Genomic DNA, 18201 nt, shown 5'->3' on the forward strand with positions numbered 1-18201 from the left:
GCGACGAGTAATCGCAGGAGCATACGTTGTTTATTGCGACGAGTAATCGCAGGAGCAGGCGCCCGCGACAATTGCTTTTCGGTGGAACGAGCATTTAGCGGAGTCTCAGGACGACGCGCTTTTAGCCTGTAAGAGCGCTAGCGCCTTGATTCTTTTAACGTAAAGTTCCTCGTACAATGACCTATGAACTCTAGTAGAGATGAATTTTTAATAAAGTTACAAGAACTTCATGCATAAATCATTATGCAAGGCATAAATTTAAAGTAAACAAGCTAAAAACAAGGTAGTGACAAGATGAATGAAATATTACGATTATTACCTGAACATATTAAACAAGCTGTTCGTACACAAGTAATGAATAAATGGGATCAACTAGAAGAGATTAGGCTCCGGTTAAATCGACCAGTAGAACTTAACTATCATCATAAAATGGAATGGATTAGTGATAGTCAATTTACAGCTAAAGATAGTGTGTATGTGTTAAATCAATTAAGTGATCATTCCCTATACCGAATGGAAGATGAACTTAGAGAAGGATATATTACCGTATCAGGAGGACATCGAGTTGGACTTGCTGGGGAAGTAATAACGGTAAATGGCAAATTGAAACAATTACAACATATTACCTTTTTTAACATACGAATCGCAAAAGAAATTAAAAATGTCGCCACCCCTTTCATCAACTATCTCCATGATTCGCACACATATTATAATACGCTCATTATTGGAGCACCACAAACAGGGAAAACAACCTTTATCCGGGATATAGCCAGACTGATTAGTGATGGAGAAGCTACTGTATTCTCTAAAAAAGTTGGGATAATAGATGAAAGATCAGAGATAGCTGCATCAATGGACGGGGTTCCGCAACATAATGTAGGCGGCAGAACGGATGTGATGGATGCTTGTCCAAAGGTGGCGGGGATGATGATGATGATCCGCTCGATGTCACCAGAAGTATTAATTGTTGACGAAATAGGAAAAGAGGAAGATGTAATTGCTTTAATGGAAGCTGTGTTTGCTGGTGTTACCGTTATTTGTACGATCCATGGTAATACAATGGAGGAGCTAATGAAAAGACCCTCTGTAAGTATATTGTTAAAAAACCAAGTGTTTAAACGGATCATTATGTTACAGAAAAAGAATGCAACATATTTCAATCTAGAAATAAGGGATGAATGTGGAAGAAATATTACTTCGAGTATGGTGAAAAAACAATGAAATGGATAGGAGCAATTTTATTAGTTAGTACAACTTCATGGATCGGTTTTGATATGAGTAAAAAATTAACGGAGCGACCGAAACAGATTAGACTGCTTATCCAATCATTGCAAATGTTAGAGACGGAAATGGGTTACAGTCAATTAACTTTACAACAAACATTTCAAAACATAAGTAAAAAAGTCCCTTATCCACTCGATCAGTTTTACGAACGTCTCGCTCATAAATTATCGGGAATTGTCATTGACTTTTTAACGATATGGGATGAAGAGCTATCCAAATTCGTTCAGACATCTGCTTTAAAGCAAACAGAACACGAAGTGATGAAACAATTTGGACGAAATTTAGGTCAACATACATTTTTACAGCAACAAAAATACATTAAATTGACGATCCACCATTTGCAGCGAGAATTAGATGATGCAATGGAAGAGCGAAGAAAATATGAAAAAATGATGAAAAGTTTAGGCGTATTAATTGGATTATTAATCGTTTTATTACTTTTTTAAGTGGTTGTTCAAACATTGGTTTATTTTTCTTCAAGTCAACAACAAGCATTTAAAAGAAAGGAGTATCCTCATGCTAATTGATGCAACTATTTTATTCCAGATAGCGGGTATAGGTATAATTACGGCACTTATTCATACTGTATTAAAACAAGTTGGAAAAGAGGATATTGCCCAATTTGTCTCATTGGTAGGTTTTATTATTGTGCTTGTCATTGTTATTCATCATCTCTCTGATTTGTTTCAACAAATAAAATCAGTATTTTTACTTCAAGGTTTGTAAAAGATGGACATCATCCAAATCGTATTAATTGGTATTATTGCTTCATTACTATACATCATTTTAAAAGATGTTCAACCAACATTTGCCTTTGTTATCATTTTGATTACGAGTGTCCTTATTTTAATGCTCGTCGTTAAACAAATTGGCATCATTATTCAGCTACTTACATCATTGGCAGACAAAGCAACAATTAATTCGTTTTATTTAGAAACCATTTTAAAAATAATCGGTATCGCTTATATTACAGAACTAGGCGCAAACGTAACAAAAGATGCGGGGCTTGCATCTGTAGCATCAAAAGTAGAACTTGCAGGGAAAATTTTCATCTTACTTTTAGCCATTCCGATCATTAGTGCAGTTGTTGAAGTGATTATCAATTTTATCCCAACTTCGGGGAATCATTTCCTATAAATCGTACTACTATAAGTAGAAAGGGGTCATAACAGATGGATGAAAATAAATCGAAATAAACTAAATGTATTCCTTGTAACTAGCTTGCTTTTTTTTATGTTGCCGGCTGTCGTTCAAGCAGAGACGGACCAAGATGAAATAATGGTTGTTGACCAAGAAGAAGACCTAGATGAAAAAATATTGGACAAGCTAACACTGGAACAAATTAATGACTTTTGGGGACAAATTAGTAGTGAGTATGGTGAGTTTATTCCAGATGTTTCAAACAAAAATGTTGCTGATTTAATCAAAGACGATGATTCCATCTCGTTAAAATCAAGTTTTACAGGGATGATAAAGTTTTTGTTGCATGAATTAATTATTAATGGAAAATTACTAGGCAATTTAATTATTCTCACACTATTTTCTGTTATTTTACAATCGATGCATGCAGCTTTTGAAAAAAGTGTTGTTAGTAAAATTGCTTATTTTGTCGTCTATATCGTCTTAATATACATTACGTTAAATAGTTTTTACTTAGTTTTCACATACGCTAAAGAGACGATCGAAACGATGAGTAATTTTATGATCGCTTTATTACCGCTAATGTTAGGATTAATTGCCACATCTGGACAAATAATTACTGTTTCTTTTTTTCATCCGGTCATTATCTTTTTAATCCATGTAAGTGGGATTTTAATGACAAGTTTTGTTTTTCCATTACTCTATTTATCAGCTTTACTAGTGATTGTCAGTCACTTAAATGAACATTTTAAAGCGACACATTTAGCGGAGTTATTTAAATCTGTAAGCCTTGGAACACTTGGACTGTTTTTAACAATATTTCTAGGGGTAATGTCTGTCCAAGGTACCGCTACAGCCATTCAAGACGGTGTTGCCCTAAAGACAACTAAATTTATTACAGGGAACTTTATACCGGTTGTCGGAAGAACATTTACAGATGCCGCGGACACAGTTTTAACGGCTGCTCAATTGTTAAAAAACGCGGTTGGTATCGTTGGACTACTAATTGTTGTTTTTATTGCAGTCTTTCCAGCAATCAAAATTGTCGCCATTTCCCTCATCTACAAATTAGCTGCTGCATTATTACAACCGTTAGGAAAAAGTCCTATTATCGTCAGCTTAAATATCATTAGTAAATATATTTTATATGTGTTGGCTTGTTTAATCACGGTGACATTTATGTTTTTTTTATCGATTGTCATTATAACTGTTGCAAGCAATATTCCGCTTTTGCTTAGATAGGTGAAAAAATAATGAATCTTATAGCCGAATGGGTTATGCAAATCATTGTCTTTATTTTAATTGGCACGATCATGGAGTTGCTTATACCAAATAATTCCATGAAAAAATATGTCCATATCGTCATTGGTTTGTTATTGCTTTTAATTCTTGCTAAACCGATCCTTTATCTATTTTCAGTCGATGTTACAACAGAACTAAAAAAGATAGAACAAACCATTTTTCAAGATCAGCATGCATTAACAGAATCTAAAAACTTATTAGAAAATCAAAAAAGAGAAATACAAGCCGAACAAGATGCATATATATGGAATGAGGTTAAAACACAATTAATGAATGAAGCAAATCCCGTATTATCGGAACAGTACTCTGCTCAAATTGTCCATATATCATTCGATTTGCGTGATGAAGAGTTGGACAAAGATGACAACCTTGAAAAAATCATTGTGACATTAACAAATGAAAACGAACTAAATGATCAATCAGTGATTAAGCCAATCATTATTGAAACAGAGCAAGAAAGGAAAAGCCACGAAGAGAATAACCAAATAAGAAGCATTCGAAAGAAGCTGGAGCAAATATGGGAATTTGACAAAGACCAAATTGAGATAATTTGGGAGGGAGGGGCGACTTGATCGAAAAAATTCGCAAGTTTATTGAAAACTATTCACAAACTGGCTCCGAAGGTAAAAAACGAAAATATATTTTAGTCATTGCTCTAATCGGGATCTTACTCATTATATTGAGCAATTTATTATCAACAAAAAATGAATTACCGACCAAGGTAAATCAAGAAACAGACGCTACTGTCCATGAAGAGGATATTGAAGAAGTGTCCCTCATCACGAATGTAACAGAAATTGAAGAAAGTTATGAAAAAGATTTACAAGCAATGTTAAATCAAATCAAAGGTGTTTCTGAAGTGGAAGTCATGGTCAATGTCGATTCGACAAATGTGAATGTATATGAGAAAGACTTAATATTTGGAATGCAGACGACAGATGAAACAGATAAAAATGGTGGGATGCGAAAGGTAGAGGATGAAACAAGGGAAACAAAACTAGTGTATATAAGACAAGGAGATCAGGAGGTGCCAATATTAGTCCATACAAAAAAACCTGAAGTAAGAGGTGTGTTTATCATTGCAAAAGGAGCAGAAAATGCCACCGTCAAAAAATGGATTGTTGAATCTGTCTCTAGAGTGTTAGATGTACCAACCTATCGAATTTCGGTTATGCCAAAGTGAAAGGGGAAAATGGGATGTTAAAAAAGCAAACAGTATGGTTATTAACGATGTTAAGTTTGATGATCGTGTTAAGCGTCTATTATATGATGTCAGATACAGAAGATATAGCGTATATTAATACAGGGAATCAAGAAACGGAACAAACAGTGAACCAAGACCAAATGGATGACGATGTGGAAATAGAAGATATAAATGAAATTCAAAGTAATGAATTATTTACTACGATAAGAATGGAACTAGAGGATGAAAGAAATATTAAGAAAGATCGTTTAAAAGAGATCGTCGCATCAAGTAGTGCAACAGCAAATGAAATAAATGAGGCTATCAATGAAATGGACGAGTTAGAAAAAATGACCACAAAGGAAACGATCTTACAAGAAACGATTTTGGCGACAAATGAAAATTATGAAGATGTCCTTGTACGAGCAGAAGAAAATAAAGTACATGTACATGTCATTACCGATAATCTACCAAGAGAAGATGCAGTTAAGATTATGCAAATGGTCAAAGACGAATTAGGTGAAATTGTCGTCGATGTAAATTTTCAAGCAACAAATAGTTAACATAAGTTCAAGTTCAGGTGCTTCTAAAGCATCTGAACTTATTTTTATGTTAGAATGGATACTGCCTATCATGAAAAATAGACAATACGTATAAATTTCAGTTATTACCTAAAAATTATGTTAAAATAATATAAATACGTAAATTATGCTAAAAGGAGAGTTAGAAACATGCTAAAAGTTCAAGAATTAAGGGAAATAATTAGACTTATTGATCAATCATCAATAAGTGAATTTACTTATGAAAATAGTGGAACAACGATTTCAATTAAAAAACCAACAGAAACTGCTGCACAAGAAAGCGTAGCACAAGAAGTCATACATACAAAACAAGTTGTACAACCTCCTGTTGTAGAAGAAAAACAAGAAGTGGTAACGAAGGAAGTACCGAAACAACAAGCAGATACAGAAGTTGTTGAAACAAATGATGATACGATTGTTGAAATCGTTTCCCCGATGGTAGGTACATTTTATCGTAAGCCTTCACCTGAGAGTGATGCATATGTAGAAGTTGGACATAAAATTGATGAAAGCTCGATCGTTTGTATCGTCGAAGCGATGAAGCTATTTAATGAAATAGAAGCTGAAATAACCGGAGAAATTGTGGAAGTACTAGTTGGAGATGGCGAACTAGTAGAATATGGACAACCATTGTTTAAAGTTAAAACAAAGTAAAGTAAGGGGACGATATAAAGTGATTAAAAAATTATTAATCGCTAACAGAGGTGAAATTGCTGTCCGTATTATTCGTGCTTGTAAGGAGCTCGGCATACAAACTGTCGCAGTTTATTCAGAAGCGGATAAAGAAGCATTACATGTTGAACTTGCAGATGAAGCTTATTGTATTGGGCCAGCTGCTGGAACGGAAAGTTATTTAAACGTAACGAATATCATGACAATCGCAACATCTACAGGGGTAGATGCGATTCATCCCGGATATGGTTTTTTAGCGGAAAACGTTGATTTTGCGGAAATTTGTAAAGAATGTAATGTTAAATTTGTTGGCCCGACACCTGAAGCGATTCAAAAGATGGGGATAAAAGATGTTGCTAGACGAACGATGAAAGATGCGGGAGTACCGATTGTTCCGGGTTCAGAGGGTATTTTAGATGATGAGGAAGAAGCGATAAAAGTAGCGAAAGAAATTGGTTATCCTGTCATCATTAAAGCGACTGCAGGTGGAGGCGGTAAAGGTATTCGTGTTGCCTATAATGAAGAAGAATTAGTGAATGGATTTAGAATAACACGTAAAGAGGCCGAAACTGCGTTTGGCAATCCTGGAGTATATTTAGAAAAGAATATTGAAGATTTCCGACATGTGGAAATTCAAATACTTGCAGATGAACATGGCAATGTCATTCATTTAGGTGAAAGAGATTGTTCCATTCAAAGGCGGTTACAAAAATTAATTGAAGAAACTCCGTCTCCTGCTATTAATCCTGAACTTAGAAAGCAAATGGGAGAAGCGTCTGTAAAAGCTGCAAAAGCAGTAAACTATGTCGGAGCGGGAACGATTGAGTATATCTTTAACCGAAAAAATAATGAGTTTTACTTTATGGAAATGAATACACGTATTCAAGTAGAACATCCTGTTACCGAAATGGTTACTGGTGTTGATTTAATTAAAGAGCAAATTAAAATTGCCAACAATGAAAAATTATCAATAGAACAAGACGCTATCGAATTTAATGGCTGGTCGATCGAGTGTCGGATTAATGCAGAAGATCCGTTTAAAAATTTTATGCCGTCGCCTGGTAAAATTGACATGTATCTAGCACCAGGAGGACTTGGAGTTCGAGTTGATTCTGCTGCTTATCCAGGTTATGCCATTCCTCCTTTCTATGACTCGATGATTGCAAAACTAATAACATACGGACCTACACGTGAGGAAGCGATTAATCGGATGAAACGAGCTTTAGATGAGTTTGTGATCGAAGGGGTACATACGACGATACCGTTTCATTCCCTTATTATGGATCATGAAGTTTTTAAAGAAGGAGACTTTAACACGAACTTCCTAAAAGATCACCCAATTGAAGCTAAGAAATAATAAAATAATGTTACTACTTAAAAGGTCAAAAGGAGTTTTCCTTTTGACTTTTCTACTTCAAATATAGTTTCGTCTAGCATTGTGCGCAAAATTTTGATACGATTTCTTCAAAGATAAAATTATTTTAGAGGAGAAACTTTCATGGATCGACGAACTGCTAGAGAAGAAGCATTTAAATATCTGTTTCAGCTTGATATAAATGATGATCAAACAATGAACAGCGAAAAAATGGACCCATTTATGAAAAAAATTGTTACTGGAGTTAATCAACACAAAGAAGCAATAGATCAACTTATTCGTAAGCATCTTGAAAACTGGTCATTTGACCGAATCGCCTTAGTCGAAAAGACAATATTACGAATAGCAGCATATGAAATAACATACGAAGATGACATCCCTGTTGGAGTATCAATTAATGAAGCGGTTGAATTAGCTCATACATATGGAGATGAAAAATCAAGTAAATTTATTAATGGTGTTTTATCGAAAATCATTTTTTAACAAAGGAGCTCTTGCATAATGGTGGCAGAAATAATTAACGGAAAAGATTTGGCGAAACAACTTCGTGAAGAAATGAAAGAAGAAGTAAAACAATTAACAAAGCAAGGGATAACAGCCCATTTATCTGTCATATTAATTGGTGATGATCCTGCTTCACATTCCTATGTAAACGGTAAGGAAAAAGCTTCCACTGAAGTCGGTATCTCATCGGAAATTATTCGCATGGACACAACGATATCAGAGGAACAGTTAGTGACGAAAATTAATGAGTTAAATAACGATGATTCTGTTCACGGAATATTAGTACAACTACCAATTCCTGATCATATCAACGAACAAAGAGTTATTGAATCAATCGATCCTAAAAAGGATGTTGATGGTTTCCATCCAATTAACATTGGGCGAATGATGGTTGGTCAAGATGCATTTTTACCATGTACACCTTATGGGATTATGACAATGTTGCAATCTAAAAAAATTCAAGTCGAAGGAAAACATGTCGTAGTTATTGGGAGAAGCAATATCGTTGGCAAACCGATGGGACAACTACTTTTAAATAATAATGCTACCGTCACCTATTGCCATTCACGAACGAAAGACTTAAAAAGTTACACAAAGCAAGCTGATATTCTTATTGTTGCGATCGGGAAAGAGCATGTGATTGATGCAAGTTTTATTAAAGATGATGCTGTCGTCATTGATGTTGGTGTCAATCGTACTGCTGAAGGAAGACTGACAGGTGATGTTGATTTTGATCATGTCAAAGAGAAAGCTTCATTTATTACTCCTGTTCCTAAAGGAGTTGGACCAATGACTATTACGATGTTACTTAAAAACACGATCAAGGCAGCAAAAGGGTTGAAACAAGGTGAATGAACGTTATTTAACGGTGACTGCTTTAACGAGATACATTAAAAAGAAGCTTGAAATGGATCGTCATCTACAAGAAGTTTGGTTAAAAGGAGAAATTTCAAACTTTACCCATCATAGCCGTGGTCATATGTATTTAACGATTAAAGATAATCAAACGAGAATTCAGGCGGTAATGTTTGCAGGCAATAATCGGAGGTTAAAATTCAGACCCGAAAACGGGATGAATGTCTTGATTAAAGGTGAGATTAGTGTCTTTGAGTCATATGGACAATATCAACTATACATTCGTGAGATGCAGCCTGATGGAATTGGAGCTTTATATTTAGCTTATGAACAATTAAAAGAAAGACTTAGTAAAGATGGGTATTTTGATGATAAACATAAAAGACAAATACCAAAGTTCCCTAGTCATATTGCAGTTATCACATCACCAACTGGTGCCGCCGTTAGGGATATTATCACAACGATTAAAAGGAGATTTCCTGTCGTTCAATTAACAATCATCCCCGTATTCGTACAAGGGGAAGAAGCAGCAAAATCAATTCAACATGCTATTATTCATGCAAACCAAATGAAAGGTTTCGATACGATTATTGTTGGTCGTGGTGGAGGTTCGATTGAGGATTTATGGAGTTTTAATGATGAGGGTGTTGCAAAAGCTATCTTTCATTCGAAAATCCCGGTCATTAGTGCGATTGGTCATGAAACAGATGTGACTATTAGTGATTTTGTCGCTGACTTACGAGCCCCTACACCAACAGGAGCAGCTGAACTTGCTGTCCCATCTTTGGAAGATTTAAGGGAGCATATGAATCATTTAAAAGCAAGGTTATTGAAATTGACACAGCTAACGACGATGAAAAAAGCTGAATCGTTACAAGCAATAAGACAATCATATGCCTTTCACTTACCAAAACATTTAATAAATGAAAAAGAACAATATATCGACAGGTTAACGGAAAAGCTAGTAACGAGCTATCATTCGTTACAAAAGACTAAACGAACTACGCTTGAACAAATAGAACAAAGACTAATTTTTGAACAACCACAGAAGAAATGGCAAGAAGCGAAACAAAGGGTAGACAATGCAAAGGAAGCTCTTACAAAAAGCTCAATAACGAAAGTTCAGCAAAAACAACATGATATTCAATCGTTCATCGATAAACTGACATTATTAAATCCATTACACATCATGAAACGAGGTTTTGCTTTACCTTATACTGAAAAGGGAACACTCATTAAAACAACGGAACAATTAAAAATTAATGATCAGTTGAGGGTGCACTTATTAGATGGATCCTTTTACTGTAAAGTGAAAAAAATAAGGAGGGACCAAGATGACAAAGGAAAATAAAAGCATGTCATTTGAAGAAGCATTAACAAAATTGGAAGAAATTGTTTTAAAATTAGAAGAAGAAGATGTCCCTCTCGAAAAAGCGATTGATTATTATCAAGAGGGAATGAAGCTTTCTAAATTATGTGATGACATATTGAAAAATGCTCAAGAAAAAATGACACAAATTTTGCAAGAAGAAAAAATGGAGCCATTTGAATTACAGGGGGAATAAAAATAGTGTCTAAATCAATTGATCAATTTATTGAACAAGGTAAAAAAACGATTGAAACGGAGTTAGAAACAATATTAGAAGGAAAAAATATTCCTAAAAATTTATACGATTCAATAAGTTACTCATTATTTGCTGGTGGAAAAAGACTTAGACCAATTCTTTTACTTGCAAGTTTTAATACTTTTTCTTCTCATACAAAAAAAGTGTTAAAAACGGCAATCGCTCTTGAAATGATTCATACATATTCGTTAATTCATGATGATTTACCAGCAATGGACGATGATGATTATAGAAGAGGGAAATTAACAAATCATCGTAAATTTGATGAAGCGACAGCCATTTTAGCAGGAGATGCCCTACTTACGTATAGCTTTGAAATAGTTGCAGAAGATGATGAGTTAACAGATAAAGAAAAAACATATATCATTCAGTCCTTAGCTAAAGTAAGCGGGCCAGAAGGCATGGTTGCAGGACAAATATTAGATATAGAAGGAGAAACAAAAAGTGTATCATTAACAGAGTTAGAAAAAATTCATGAACTAAAAACAGGTAAATTAATTATGTTTGCAATTGTTGCTGGAGCATACTTAGGAGAAGCTAGTACAGAGCAACAAAAGCATTTACGAAAATTTGCCTATTATTTAGGACTTATATTTCAAGTACAAGATGATATACTAGATGTAATAGGTGATCCAGAAAAATTAGGAAAGCCTGTCGGAAGTGATATCGAAAATGAAAAAAGCACCTATCCAAACCTTTTAGGGTTAGATGGTGCAAAAGCACAAAAGAAAAAATATGAAGAAGAAGCAATCAAATCATTACAAGCCGCAAATGCAGACGATTCCCACTTATTGGAATTACTTCGTTATTTCAGTCAACGTGACCATTAATTATTTTTGTCAGATAGATTTTTTTATGGAGACATGATACAATAATAGTACAAAAGGAATGGTGCAGTATCCTAGTCAGTCCTCCTATCTTGAAGGCGGGCCTAAAAATCTGCCAAAGGGCATATCGATGAAGTTCCTTGTGTTGGCTTGAGGCGCCCAGCCTTGGGTCAGTGCTGGGAGTTAAGGTTTATGGGCGATCCACAAAGGCATGTGGGCGTTGACCCATTAACCGCGGAGGCCCATCTCTGTAGTTGACGCTAAGCGTAGCAGAAATTATGGAATGGGGTATGAACCTGTCCAAAAAGACAAGGATGGTCTTTCAATAGACAGCGTAGCCTGCCTTGAGGTGGTATCCGAGGGGATTAGAGTAAAAAAGGTCGATTAGATGGCCACTAATGACCTTTAGCCATCTCTATGAAATCGGTACTGCAAAAGAGGCTAGGGATAGGTTAAAGACTGTTAGAGGAAATCTCCTAGGCTGTTCTGAATAAGACATTTAAAAGGGATTATAGTGCGGACTAAGTGGTAATCCAGTCTAACTATTGGCGACAAGTTAAGGTAGATTTAAAAGGGAACTGCCTAAGATGGCAACATCAGGTATCTACTTGGGAAAACCTACTGGACCTAAGCCGCAGTCTTAACTTTTTAAATGGCCATTCCCCGTACTTAATCAATAATCAACAGTAAGGTATGATGGAATGAATGAACGATAAAATAAAAAGTTCGATTAAATTTAGTTTAACCATAGCCGTTATCACTTTTGTGTTAGCGGCTATTTTTTCAAGTTTTTCCTCCTCTATATTAAATAGTGTTTCCTGGATTATTGGTCTGATTATAGTTCTTTTTATTGTTTTAATCGGAATTGTTTTTGATATGCTTGGAATTGCTTCTACCGCTGCAAAAGAAGCACCACTTCATGCGATGGCAGCAGAAAAGGTAGTAGGTGCACGAGAAGCTGTAAAAATTTATAAGAATGCGGATAAATTTGCTAGCTTTTGTAATGATGTGATCGGTGATATTTCAGGGATTGTTAGTGGAAGTGCACTTACAATCGTAATAATTGAAATTTCCCATATACTTCGTGGGACAAGCGATCCAAAAATACAAATCATCTTATCAATTGTATTAACGAGTATTGTTGCAGCGATTACAGTTGGTGGAAAAGCGTTAGGAAAATATTTTGCAATTAATTCTTCTACCCAAATTATGATGATTGCAGGAAAAATTATTTTCTTTATAGAGAAAAAACTGAAAATAAAAGTATTACCTAAAAAAAAATAACGACATAAAAGGATAATTATCACATGGCAAAGGAACGATTAGACGTTTTATTAGTGAAAAAAAACTTAATTGAAACTCGGGAAAAAGCAAAAAGAATGATCATGGCTGGACTCGTGTTCTCCAATAATGAACGATTGGACAAGCCGGGAATGAAAGTGGATGAAGAGATTCCTCTCAAAGTAAAAGGAACAATACCTTACGTTAGTCGAGGTGGTTTTAAATTAGAAAAAGCGTTATCATTATTTGACACATCAGTAAAAAATAAAATGATCGTCGATATCGGATCTTCGACAGGTGGTTTTACCGATTGTTCTTTACAAAATGGTGCTAAATTAATTTATGCAGTAGATGTTGGGTATAATCAGTTAGCATGGAAATTGCGAAATGACGAACGAGTCATTGTTAAAGAGAGAACGAATTTTCGGCATGCTACAAAAGAGATATTTTTAGAAGGATTACCAAACTTTTGTACGATTGATGTATCGTTTATTTCGTTACGATTAATTTTACCGGTACTTAAAGATATATTGCAACCTGGTAGTGAAGTGATCACATTAATTAAACCACAATTCGAGGCAGAAAAAGAGCAGGTCGGTAAAAAAGGAATTATTCGTGATAAAAAAATCCACCAAGCCGTTTTGACGAACATTATTTCTTTTGCTCAAAATGAAGGGTTTCAATTTTTTAACCTTACTTATTCTCCAATAACAGGAGGAGAAGGAAATATTGAGTTTCTTGCCCATTTAGGATGGGAAGTAACGAATAAGGATGAAAAGGTAGATGAGCAAGTTGTTATTAATGAAGTTGTAAGTGAAGCTCACGAAACGTTAAGAAAAGCGTAATTATCGGAGGTATAAAATGAGTAAGATGAAACGTCATATAAAAATAAGGGAAATTATTACTGAGCAAGATATTGAAACACAAGATGAACTAGTGGATGAATTAAAAAATTTAGGATTTAAAGTCACTCAAGCTACCGTCTCCCGAGATATTAAAGAACTTCACCTAGTTAAAGTACCTTCATCTTCAGGTAGATATAAATATAGCACGCCAACAGAACAACGATTTAATCCAAAAGATAAACTGAGAAGATTAATTATGGAGTCCTTCGTAAGCATTGATCATGCCCATCATTTTATCGTCTTAAAAACATTGCCCGGAAATGCAAACGCAATCGGTGCATTAATTGATGATTTAGATTGGGAAGAAATAATGGGCACTATTTGCGGGGATGATACATGTTTAATAATTTGCCGTACAGAACAAAATGCACTTGCCATTGAAGAACGATTCGTTCAAATGCTGTAAAAACCTTATTTCAAAGCTAACGAGGTGAGACACGATGATAACGGAACTATCAATTCGAAATTTTGCCATCATCGACGATATATCGATAACATTTCACGATGGATTAACCGTTCTTACAGGAGAAACAGGAGCCGGAAAATCAATTATTATTGATGCAGTCGAACTTCTTACAGGTAGTCGAAGCTCTGTCGATTTTGTTCGACATGGGGAAAAAAAAGCAGAAATTACTGGTTTATTTACAATGGAAAAAGAACATTACAAAATTAAAAAATTATGTGAAACTTACGGCATAGACATCGAAGACCAAATGTTAATTTTAGAAAGAACGATCACAAATCAAGGGAAAAGTGTTTGTCGCATCAATGGGAAAATGGTAACATTAACAATCCTTAGGGAATTTGGTCAATCAATTGTTAATATACATAGCCAACATGACACGATTCAATTAATGGATCGTAAAACTCATCTTCCGTTACTTGATTTATACAATGAAAAAGAAATTGCTCCCATTAAGGAGCAATACAACAAATGGTATAAAAAATTAACTGTATTAACTGAAAAGTATAAGCAATTAAGTGAAAATGAACAGGAAATGGCACATCGTCTAGACTTACTCCAATTTCAATTAGCTGAACTTGAAGAGGCAAATTTATCTGAAAATGAAGACATCCATTTAACGGAGGAAAGAAATAAGTTAGCTAATTATGAGAAAGTGTATCGTACTGTTCAAGAGGCTTATTATGTTTTATATGGGGATCAAAAAGCATTAGAGCTTATGGATATGGCTAAATCTGCCCTACAAGAGGGGGAAAAGTATGACCCATTTATTCAAGAAAAAGCCGAAGAAGTCTCTAGCCTTTTTTTTAATTTAGAAGAAGTAAGTTTTTCACTCCGTCAGTTTATCGATACGCTTCATTTCGATGAAGACCGACTAAACGAAGTCGAAGCTCGCTTAAATGAAATAAATCGTTTAAAGAAAAAATATGGATCAACCGTTATGGAGATGATCGATTTTCAAAACAGAATAAAAACGGAAATAGAAGAAATTCAGCATAAAGATTCCCACTTAGAAAAAATGGAACAAGACATACAATATGTAAAAGACGAAGCATTAAAAGTAGCAAACAAATTACATAAGGTTCGAAAAGGAACAGCTCAACAGCTTGAGAAGGATATTAAAGTAGAGCTGAATGATTTATATTTACAACATGCTACATTTGCAGTTCAGTTCGAGGAACATCATAAGCAACTATTACATGCGAACGGGATTGATCAAGTAACATTTATGTTAGCGTCGAACTTAGGGGAACCTTTAAAAGAATTGTATAAAATTGCTTCCGGTGGGGAATTATCAAGAATTATGCTCGCTTTGAAGAAAATTTTTGCAAAACATGACCAAATTTTAACGGTTATTTTTGATGAAATTGATACAGGTGTAAGTGGCAGGGTTGCTCAAGCCATTGCTGAAAAAATGTATCAAATTTCGCAAACAACTCAAGTATTATGTATTACCCATTTGCCGCAAGTCGCTGCTATGTCTGATCATCATTTACTAATTTCAAAACAAGCATTAAATAATCGAACATCGACTTTAATAACGGATTTATCAAAGGATGAGAAAGTGAAGGAAATAGGAAGAATGATGACTGGAACGAAATTAACCGAAACGGCCATTGAACATTCTGAACAATTATTAGCATTAACACATACTTTTAAAAAATCGATGTAGGCATATAGAAAATTGTTGACAATGGTAACACCTATAAAAAGGAAGCCATGTTCAACGATTTTCTTTTTTATTGCCAGTATTAGTTGAATACGGAATGCTTTTATATCCTTATATAGTTAGGATAAACCATTTAGTCGGTTGAAAAATTAATTGCTCAACGTTCCCTTTGTCGTACAGACTGACCCTTTATGAACCCCTCATTTTATAATAAGCTTTTTAAACTGTTCTTTTTTTTGAAATACAGGTAATGTTACACAGCTTTTCTTTTCTTTCTCTCGTTTAAAATAATGGCTTTTAGGTCAAATTAAAGATACGGATAAAAGGTATGGGATAAAGAAAGAGGAGAGTGGACGAAAGTGACATCAAAGAGTAAAATTAGAACTACTATTGGTATTTTACTCCTTATATTTTTTTTAATTTTCCCCTTTTTAACCGACGTAAAGCAATATATTTCTATTCCAAATGATATTATTACATTTCAAAATGACAATCCAATGTCCATCCCAAAATTAGGTAAAGATTTTAATGTCACGGCAAATAATATTGTAGCTCAAAATGACAAAATTTATCCTAATGAGACTGGTGACAGTGAGATTGTATATAAAAAAGCAAATTTCCCCGTTAAAAAAGTAAATGTATCTGTCCTCAAAGATAAAAAGGTTATCCCAGGTGGTCAATCTGTCGGAGTTCAATTACACACTTTAGGTGTATTAGTTGTTGGTCATCATTTAGTTTATAATAATCAAAGTACAAATTCACCGGGGGAAGATGCTGATATTCATGTTGGAGATGTTATTTTAGAAATGAATGGTAATAAGATTAAACAACTTGACGATGTAAAGCCTATCGTTCGTAACGCGGGAAAAAACAAAGAAAGTATTTCGATTAAACTAAAACGTGGAAAAGAAATTGTTGAAACAACATTACGTCCTATGTTAAATAAAAAAGATAACAGTTATCAAATTGGTCTTTATATAAGGGATTCAGCGACAGGAATTGGAACCATTTCATTTTATGAAGAAGAATCAGGTAAATATGGAGCATTAGGTCATATTATATCTGACACAGATACTAAAAAGCCGATCGAAATTCATGAAGGTAAAATAGTACGTTCAAAGGTAACGTCCATTGAAAAAGGAAATCAAGGGATTCCAGGCGAAAAACAAGCTAAATTTTCGATGAAAGATAAGAAATTAGGAACGATCACTAAAAATAGCCCTTTTGGAATTTTTGGTAAATTAGATCCTGATATTTTAGATGAAAAACAGGAACCAATGCCAATAGGATTATCGAATGAAGTAGAAAAAGGACCTGCTCACATTCTAACCGTCATTGAAGGTGAAAAGGTCGAAAAATTCGATATCGAGATTATTAATACAGTTCCTCAAAAACATCCTTCCACAAAGGGAATGGTGATAAAAGTAACAGATGAACGCTTATTAGAGCGTACTGGTGGCATTGTGCAAGGGATGAGTGGTAGCCCCATTATTCAAAATGATAAAATAGTTGGAGCAGTAACACATGTATTTGTAAATGACCCCACATCAGGATATGGTGTTCATATTGAATGGATGTTGGAAGAAGCAGGAATCAATATTTATAAAGAAAAAGCGAGTTAATCATCTAACTTTCTGATTTCCAAAATAGGATTTCAGAAAGTTTTTATTTTCTTAAAATATAAAGAGGATTATTTTAAATGGTGTCGAATATATACAGTAGGTAGCAAAAAAAAGAGGATGGTGTAAACTTTGGATAAAATATCTGTTTGTATCGTAGACGATAATCGTGAGCTTGTACATATTATGGAAGAATATTTCAACGGACAAGACGATATGGAGGTAATTGGTGTCGCTTATGATGGAAGAGAATGTATTAATATAATGGATGAATTAGAACCAGATATATTAATTTTAGATATAATTATGCCTCATATGGATGGTCTTGCCGTTTTACAGAAGCTAAGAGAAAAGAAACTTGAAAAACAACCAAATATTATTATGCTTACCGCATTTGGACAAGAAGAAGTCATGAGAAAAGCAGTTGAATATGGTGCATCCTATTTTATTTTAAAACCATTCGATTTTGAAAATTTAGTGGAAAAAATTCGTGAAGTTTCTGGTCAGAATAATAACCATATGAAAATTACGGAACCGAGTCGACCGTATCGTAAAGAAAAAGGAGATATAGAGGCAAGCATTACGAGCATCATGCATGAAATTGGTGTACCAGCACATATAAAAGGTTATTTATATATTCGTGAGGCAATTACAATGGTGTATCATGATATTGAATTATTAGGCTCGATTACAAAAATATTGTATCCGGATATTGCAAAAAAATATAATACTACTGCATCACGTGTAGAACGAGCAATTAGGCATGCGATTGAAGTAGCTTGGAATAGAGGAAATATTGACTCCATCACAGAGCTTTTTGGTTATACGGTTAGCATATCGAAAGCAAAGCCAACGAACTCAGAATTTATTGCAATGGTGGCTGATAGGTTGCGTCTTGAGTATAAAGTGAGTTAAT

Annotated in this window: 21 protein-coding genes; all 21 read left to right on the top strand. The window is 34.5% G+C overall.

Annotation, left to right across the window (positions count from 1 at the left end):
• Window positions 1-294 precede the first annotated feature (294 nt).
• The 21 genes from spoIIIAA to spo0A all read left to right on the top strand — a co-directional run bounded on the left by spoIIIAA (window position 295) and on the right by spo0A (window position 18200).
• Window positions 295-1221, top strand: coding sequence for a stage III sporulation protein AA (gene spoIIIAA, locus DFR56_RS15235; RefSeq protein ID WP_110396311.1), 927 nt, complete (start codon window positions 295-297; stop codon window positions 1219-1221).
• Window positions 1218-1730 (top strand): stage III sporulation protein SpoIIIAB, encoded by a 513-nt coding sequence (spoIIIAB, locus tag DFR56_RS15240; RefSeq protein ID WP_110396312.1) that lies wholly within the window; start codon window positions 1218-1220, stop codon window positions 1728-1730. Before spoIIIAA ends, spoIIIAB begins: the two co-directional genes overlap by 4 nt.
• 70 nt (window positions 1731-1800) lie before the next feature.
• Entirely contained in the window at window positions 1801-2010 is a 210-nt protein-coding gene (spoIIIAC, locus tag DFR56_RS15245; RefSeq protein ID WP_110396313.1) for a stage III sporulation protein AC, read from the top strand.
• Window positions 2011-2013: 3 nt separating this feature from the next.
• Entirely contained in the window at window positions 2014-2421 is a 408-nt protein-coding gene (gene spoIIIAD / locus DFR56_RS15250; protein ID WP_110396314.1) for a stage III sporulation protein AD, read from the top strand.
• Between the two features lie 39 nt (window positions 2422-2460).
• Window positions 2461-3666 carry a stage III sporulation protein AE gene (gene spoIIIAE, locus DFR56_RS15255; protein WP_110396315.1) on the top strand — a complete coding sequence of 402 codons (1206 nt, stop codon included), beginning with the start codon at window positions 2461-2463 and terminating at the stop codon, window positions 3664-3666.
• 11 nt (window positions 3667-3677) lie between these two features.
• Window positions 3678-4298: a stage III sporulation protein AF gene (spoIIIAF, locus tag DFR56_RS15260; protein ID WP_110396316.1), complete on the top strand. Its 621-nt coding sequence runs from the start codon at window positions 3678-3680 to the stop codon at window positions 4296-4298.
• A complete protein-coding gene (gene spoIIIAG / locus DFR56_RS15265; RefSeq protein WP_110396317.1) occupies window positions 4295-4909 on the top strand; it encodes a stage III sporulation protein AG in 615 nt (204 codons plus the stop codon). Before spoIIIAF ends, spoIIIAG begins: the two co-directional genes overlap by 4 nt.
• A 14-nt stretch (window positions 4910-4923) precedes the next feature.
• The gene (locus DFR56_RS15270) at window positions 4924-5472 is read left to right on the top strand and encodes a SpoIIIAH-like family protein (RefSeq protein WP_110396318.1); all 549 of its coding nucleotides are present in this window, start codon (window positions 4924-4926) and stop codon (window positions 5470-5472) included.
• Between the two features lie 168 nt (window positions 5473-5640).
• A complete protein-coding gene (gene accB, locus DFR56_RS15275; RefSeq protein ID WP_110396319.1) occupies window positions 5641-6144 on the top strand; it encodes an acetyl-CoA carboxylase biotin carboxyl carrier protein in 504 nt (167 codons plus the stop codon).
• 19 nt (window positions 6145-6163) lie between these two features.
• Window positions 6164-7519, top strand: a complete 1356-nt coding sequence (accC, locus tag DFR56_RS15280) for an acetyl-CoA carboxylase biotin carboxylase subunit (RefSeq protein ID WP_110396320.1) — start codon at window positions 6164-6166, stop codon at window positions 7517-7519.
• A gap of 141 nt (window positions 7520-7660) precedes the next feature.
• Window positions 7661-8020 (top strand): transcription antitermination factor NusB, encoded by a 360-nt coding sequence (gene nusB, locus DFR56_RS15285; RefSeq protein WP_110396321.1) that lies wholly within the window; start codon window positions 7661-7663, stop codon window positions 8018-8020.
• Window positions 8021-8038: 18 nt separating this feature from the next.
• Complete coding sequence (gene folD, locus DFR56_RS15290; RefSeq protein ID WP_110396322.1) at window positions 8039-8896, top strand: bifunctional methylenetetrahydrofolate dehydrogenase/methenyltetrahydrofolate cyclohydrolase FolD; 858 nt, start codon at window positions 8039-8041, stop codon at window positions 8894-8896.
• A complete protein-coding gene (gene xseA, locus DFR56_RS15295; protein ID WP_110396323.1) occupies window positions 8889-10247 on the top strand; it encodes an exodeoxyribonuclease VII large subunit in 1359 nt (452 codons plus the stop codon). The genes folD and xseA overlap by 8 nt, the downstream gene beginning before the upstream one ends.
• Window positions 10231-10461, top strand: a complete 231-nt coding sequence (gene xseB / locus DFR56_RS15300) for an exodeoxyribonuclease VII small subunit (RefSeq protein WP_110396324.1) — start codon at window positions 10231-10233, stop codon at window positions 10459-10461. The genes xseA and xseB overlap by 17 nt, the downstream gene beginning before the upstream one ends.
• A gap of 5 nt (window positions 10462-10466) precedes the next feature.
• Window positions 10467-11351, top strand: a complete 885-nt coding sequence (locus tag DFR56_RS15305) for a polyprenyl synthetase family protein (RefSeq protein ID WP_110396325.1) — start codon at window positions 10467-10469, stop codon at window positions 11349-11351.
• Between the two features lie 702 nt (window positions 11352-12053).
• Complete coding sequence (locus DFR56_RS15310; protein WP_110396326.1) at window positions 12054-12632, top strand: hypothetical protein; 579 nt, start codon at window positions 12054-12056, stop codon at window positions 12630-12632.
• A 23-nt stretch (window positions 12633-12655) separates the two neighbouring features.
• Complete coding sequence (locus tag DFR56_RS15315; RefSeq protein WP_110396327.1) at window positions 12656-13474, top strand: TlyA family RNA methyltransferase; 819 nt, start codon at window positions 12656-12658, stop codon at window positions 13472-13474.
• A gap of 16 nt (window positions 13475-13490) precedes the next feature.
• Window positions 13491-13940 carry a transcriptional regulator AhrC/ArgR gene (ahrC, locus tag DFR56_RS15320; protein WP_110396328.1) on the top strand — a complete coding sequence of 150 codons (450 nt, stop codon included), beginning with the start codon at window positions 13491-13493 and terminating at the stop codon, window positions 13938-13940.
• A gap of 34 nt (window positions 13941-13974) precedes the next feature.
• Window positions 13975-15669 (top strand): DNA repair protein RecN, encoded by a 1695-nt coding sequence (gene recN, locus DFR56_RS15325; RefSeq protein WP_110396329.1) that lies wholly within the window; start codon window positions 13975-13977, stop codon window positions 15667-15669.
• A 356-nt stretch (window positions 15670-16025) separates the two neighbouring features.
• Window positions 16026-17288, top strand: a complete 1263-nt coding sequence (gene spoIVB, locus DFR56_RS15330) for a SpoIVB peptidase (protein WP_110396330.1) — start codon at window positions 16026-16028, stop codon at window positions 17286-17288.
• 129 nt (window positions 17289-17417) lie between these two features.
• Window positions 17418-18200 carry a sporulation transcription factor Spo0A gene (gene spo0A, locus DFR56_RS15335; RefSeq protein ID WP_110396331.1) on the top strand — a complete coding sequence of 261 codons (783 nt, stop codon included), beginning with the start codon at window positions 17418-17420 and terminating at the stop codon, window positions 18198-18200.
• Window position 18201 lies beyond the last annotated feature (1 nt).

It is taken from the genome of Pseudogracilibacillus auburnensis, from assembly GCF_003201975.1.
GTDB classification, from domain to species: Bacteria; Bacillota; Bacilli; order Bacillales; family Amphibacillaceae; genus Pseudogracilibacillus; species Pseudogracilibacillus auburnensis.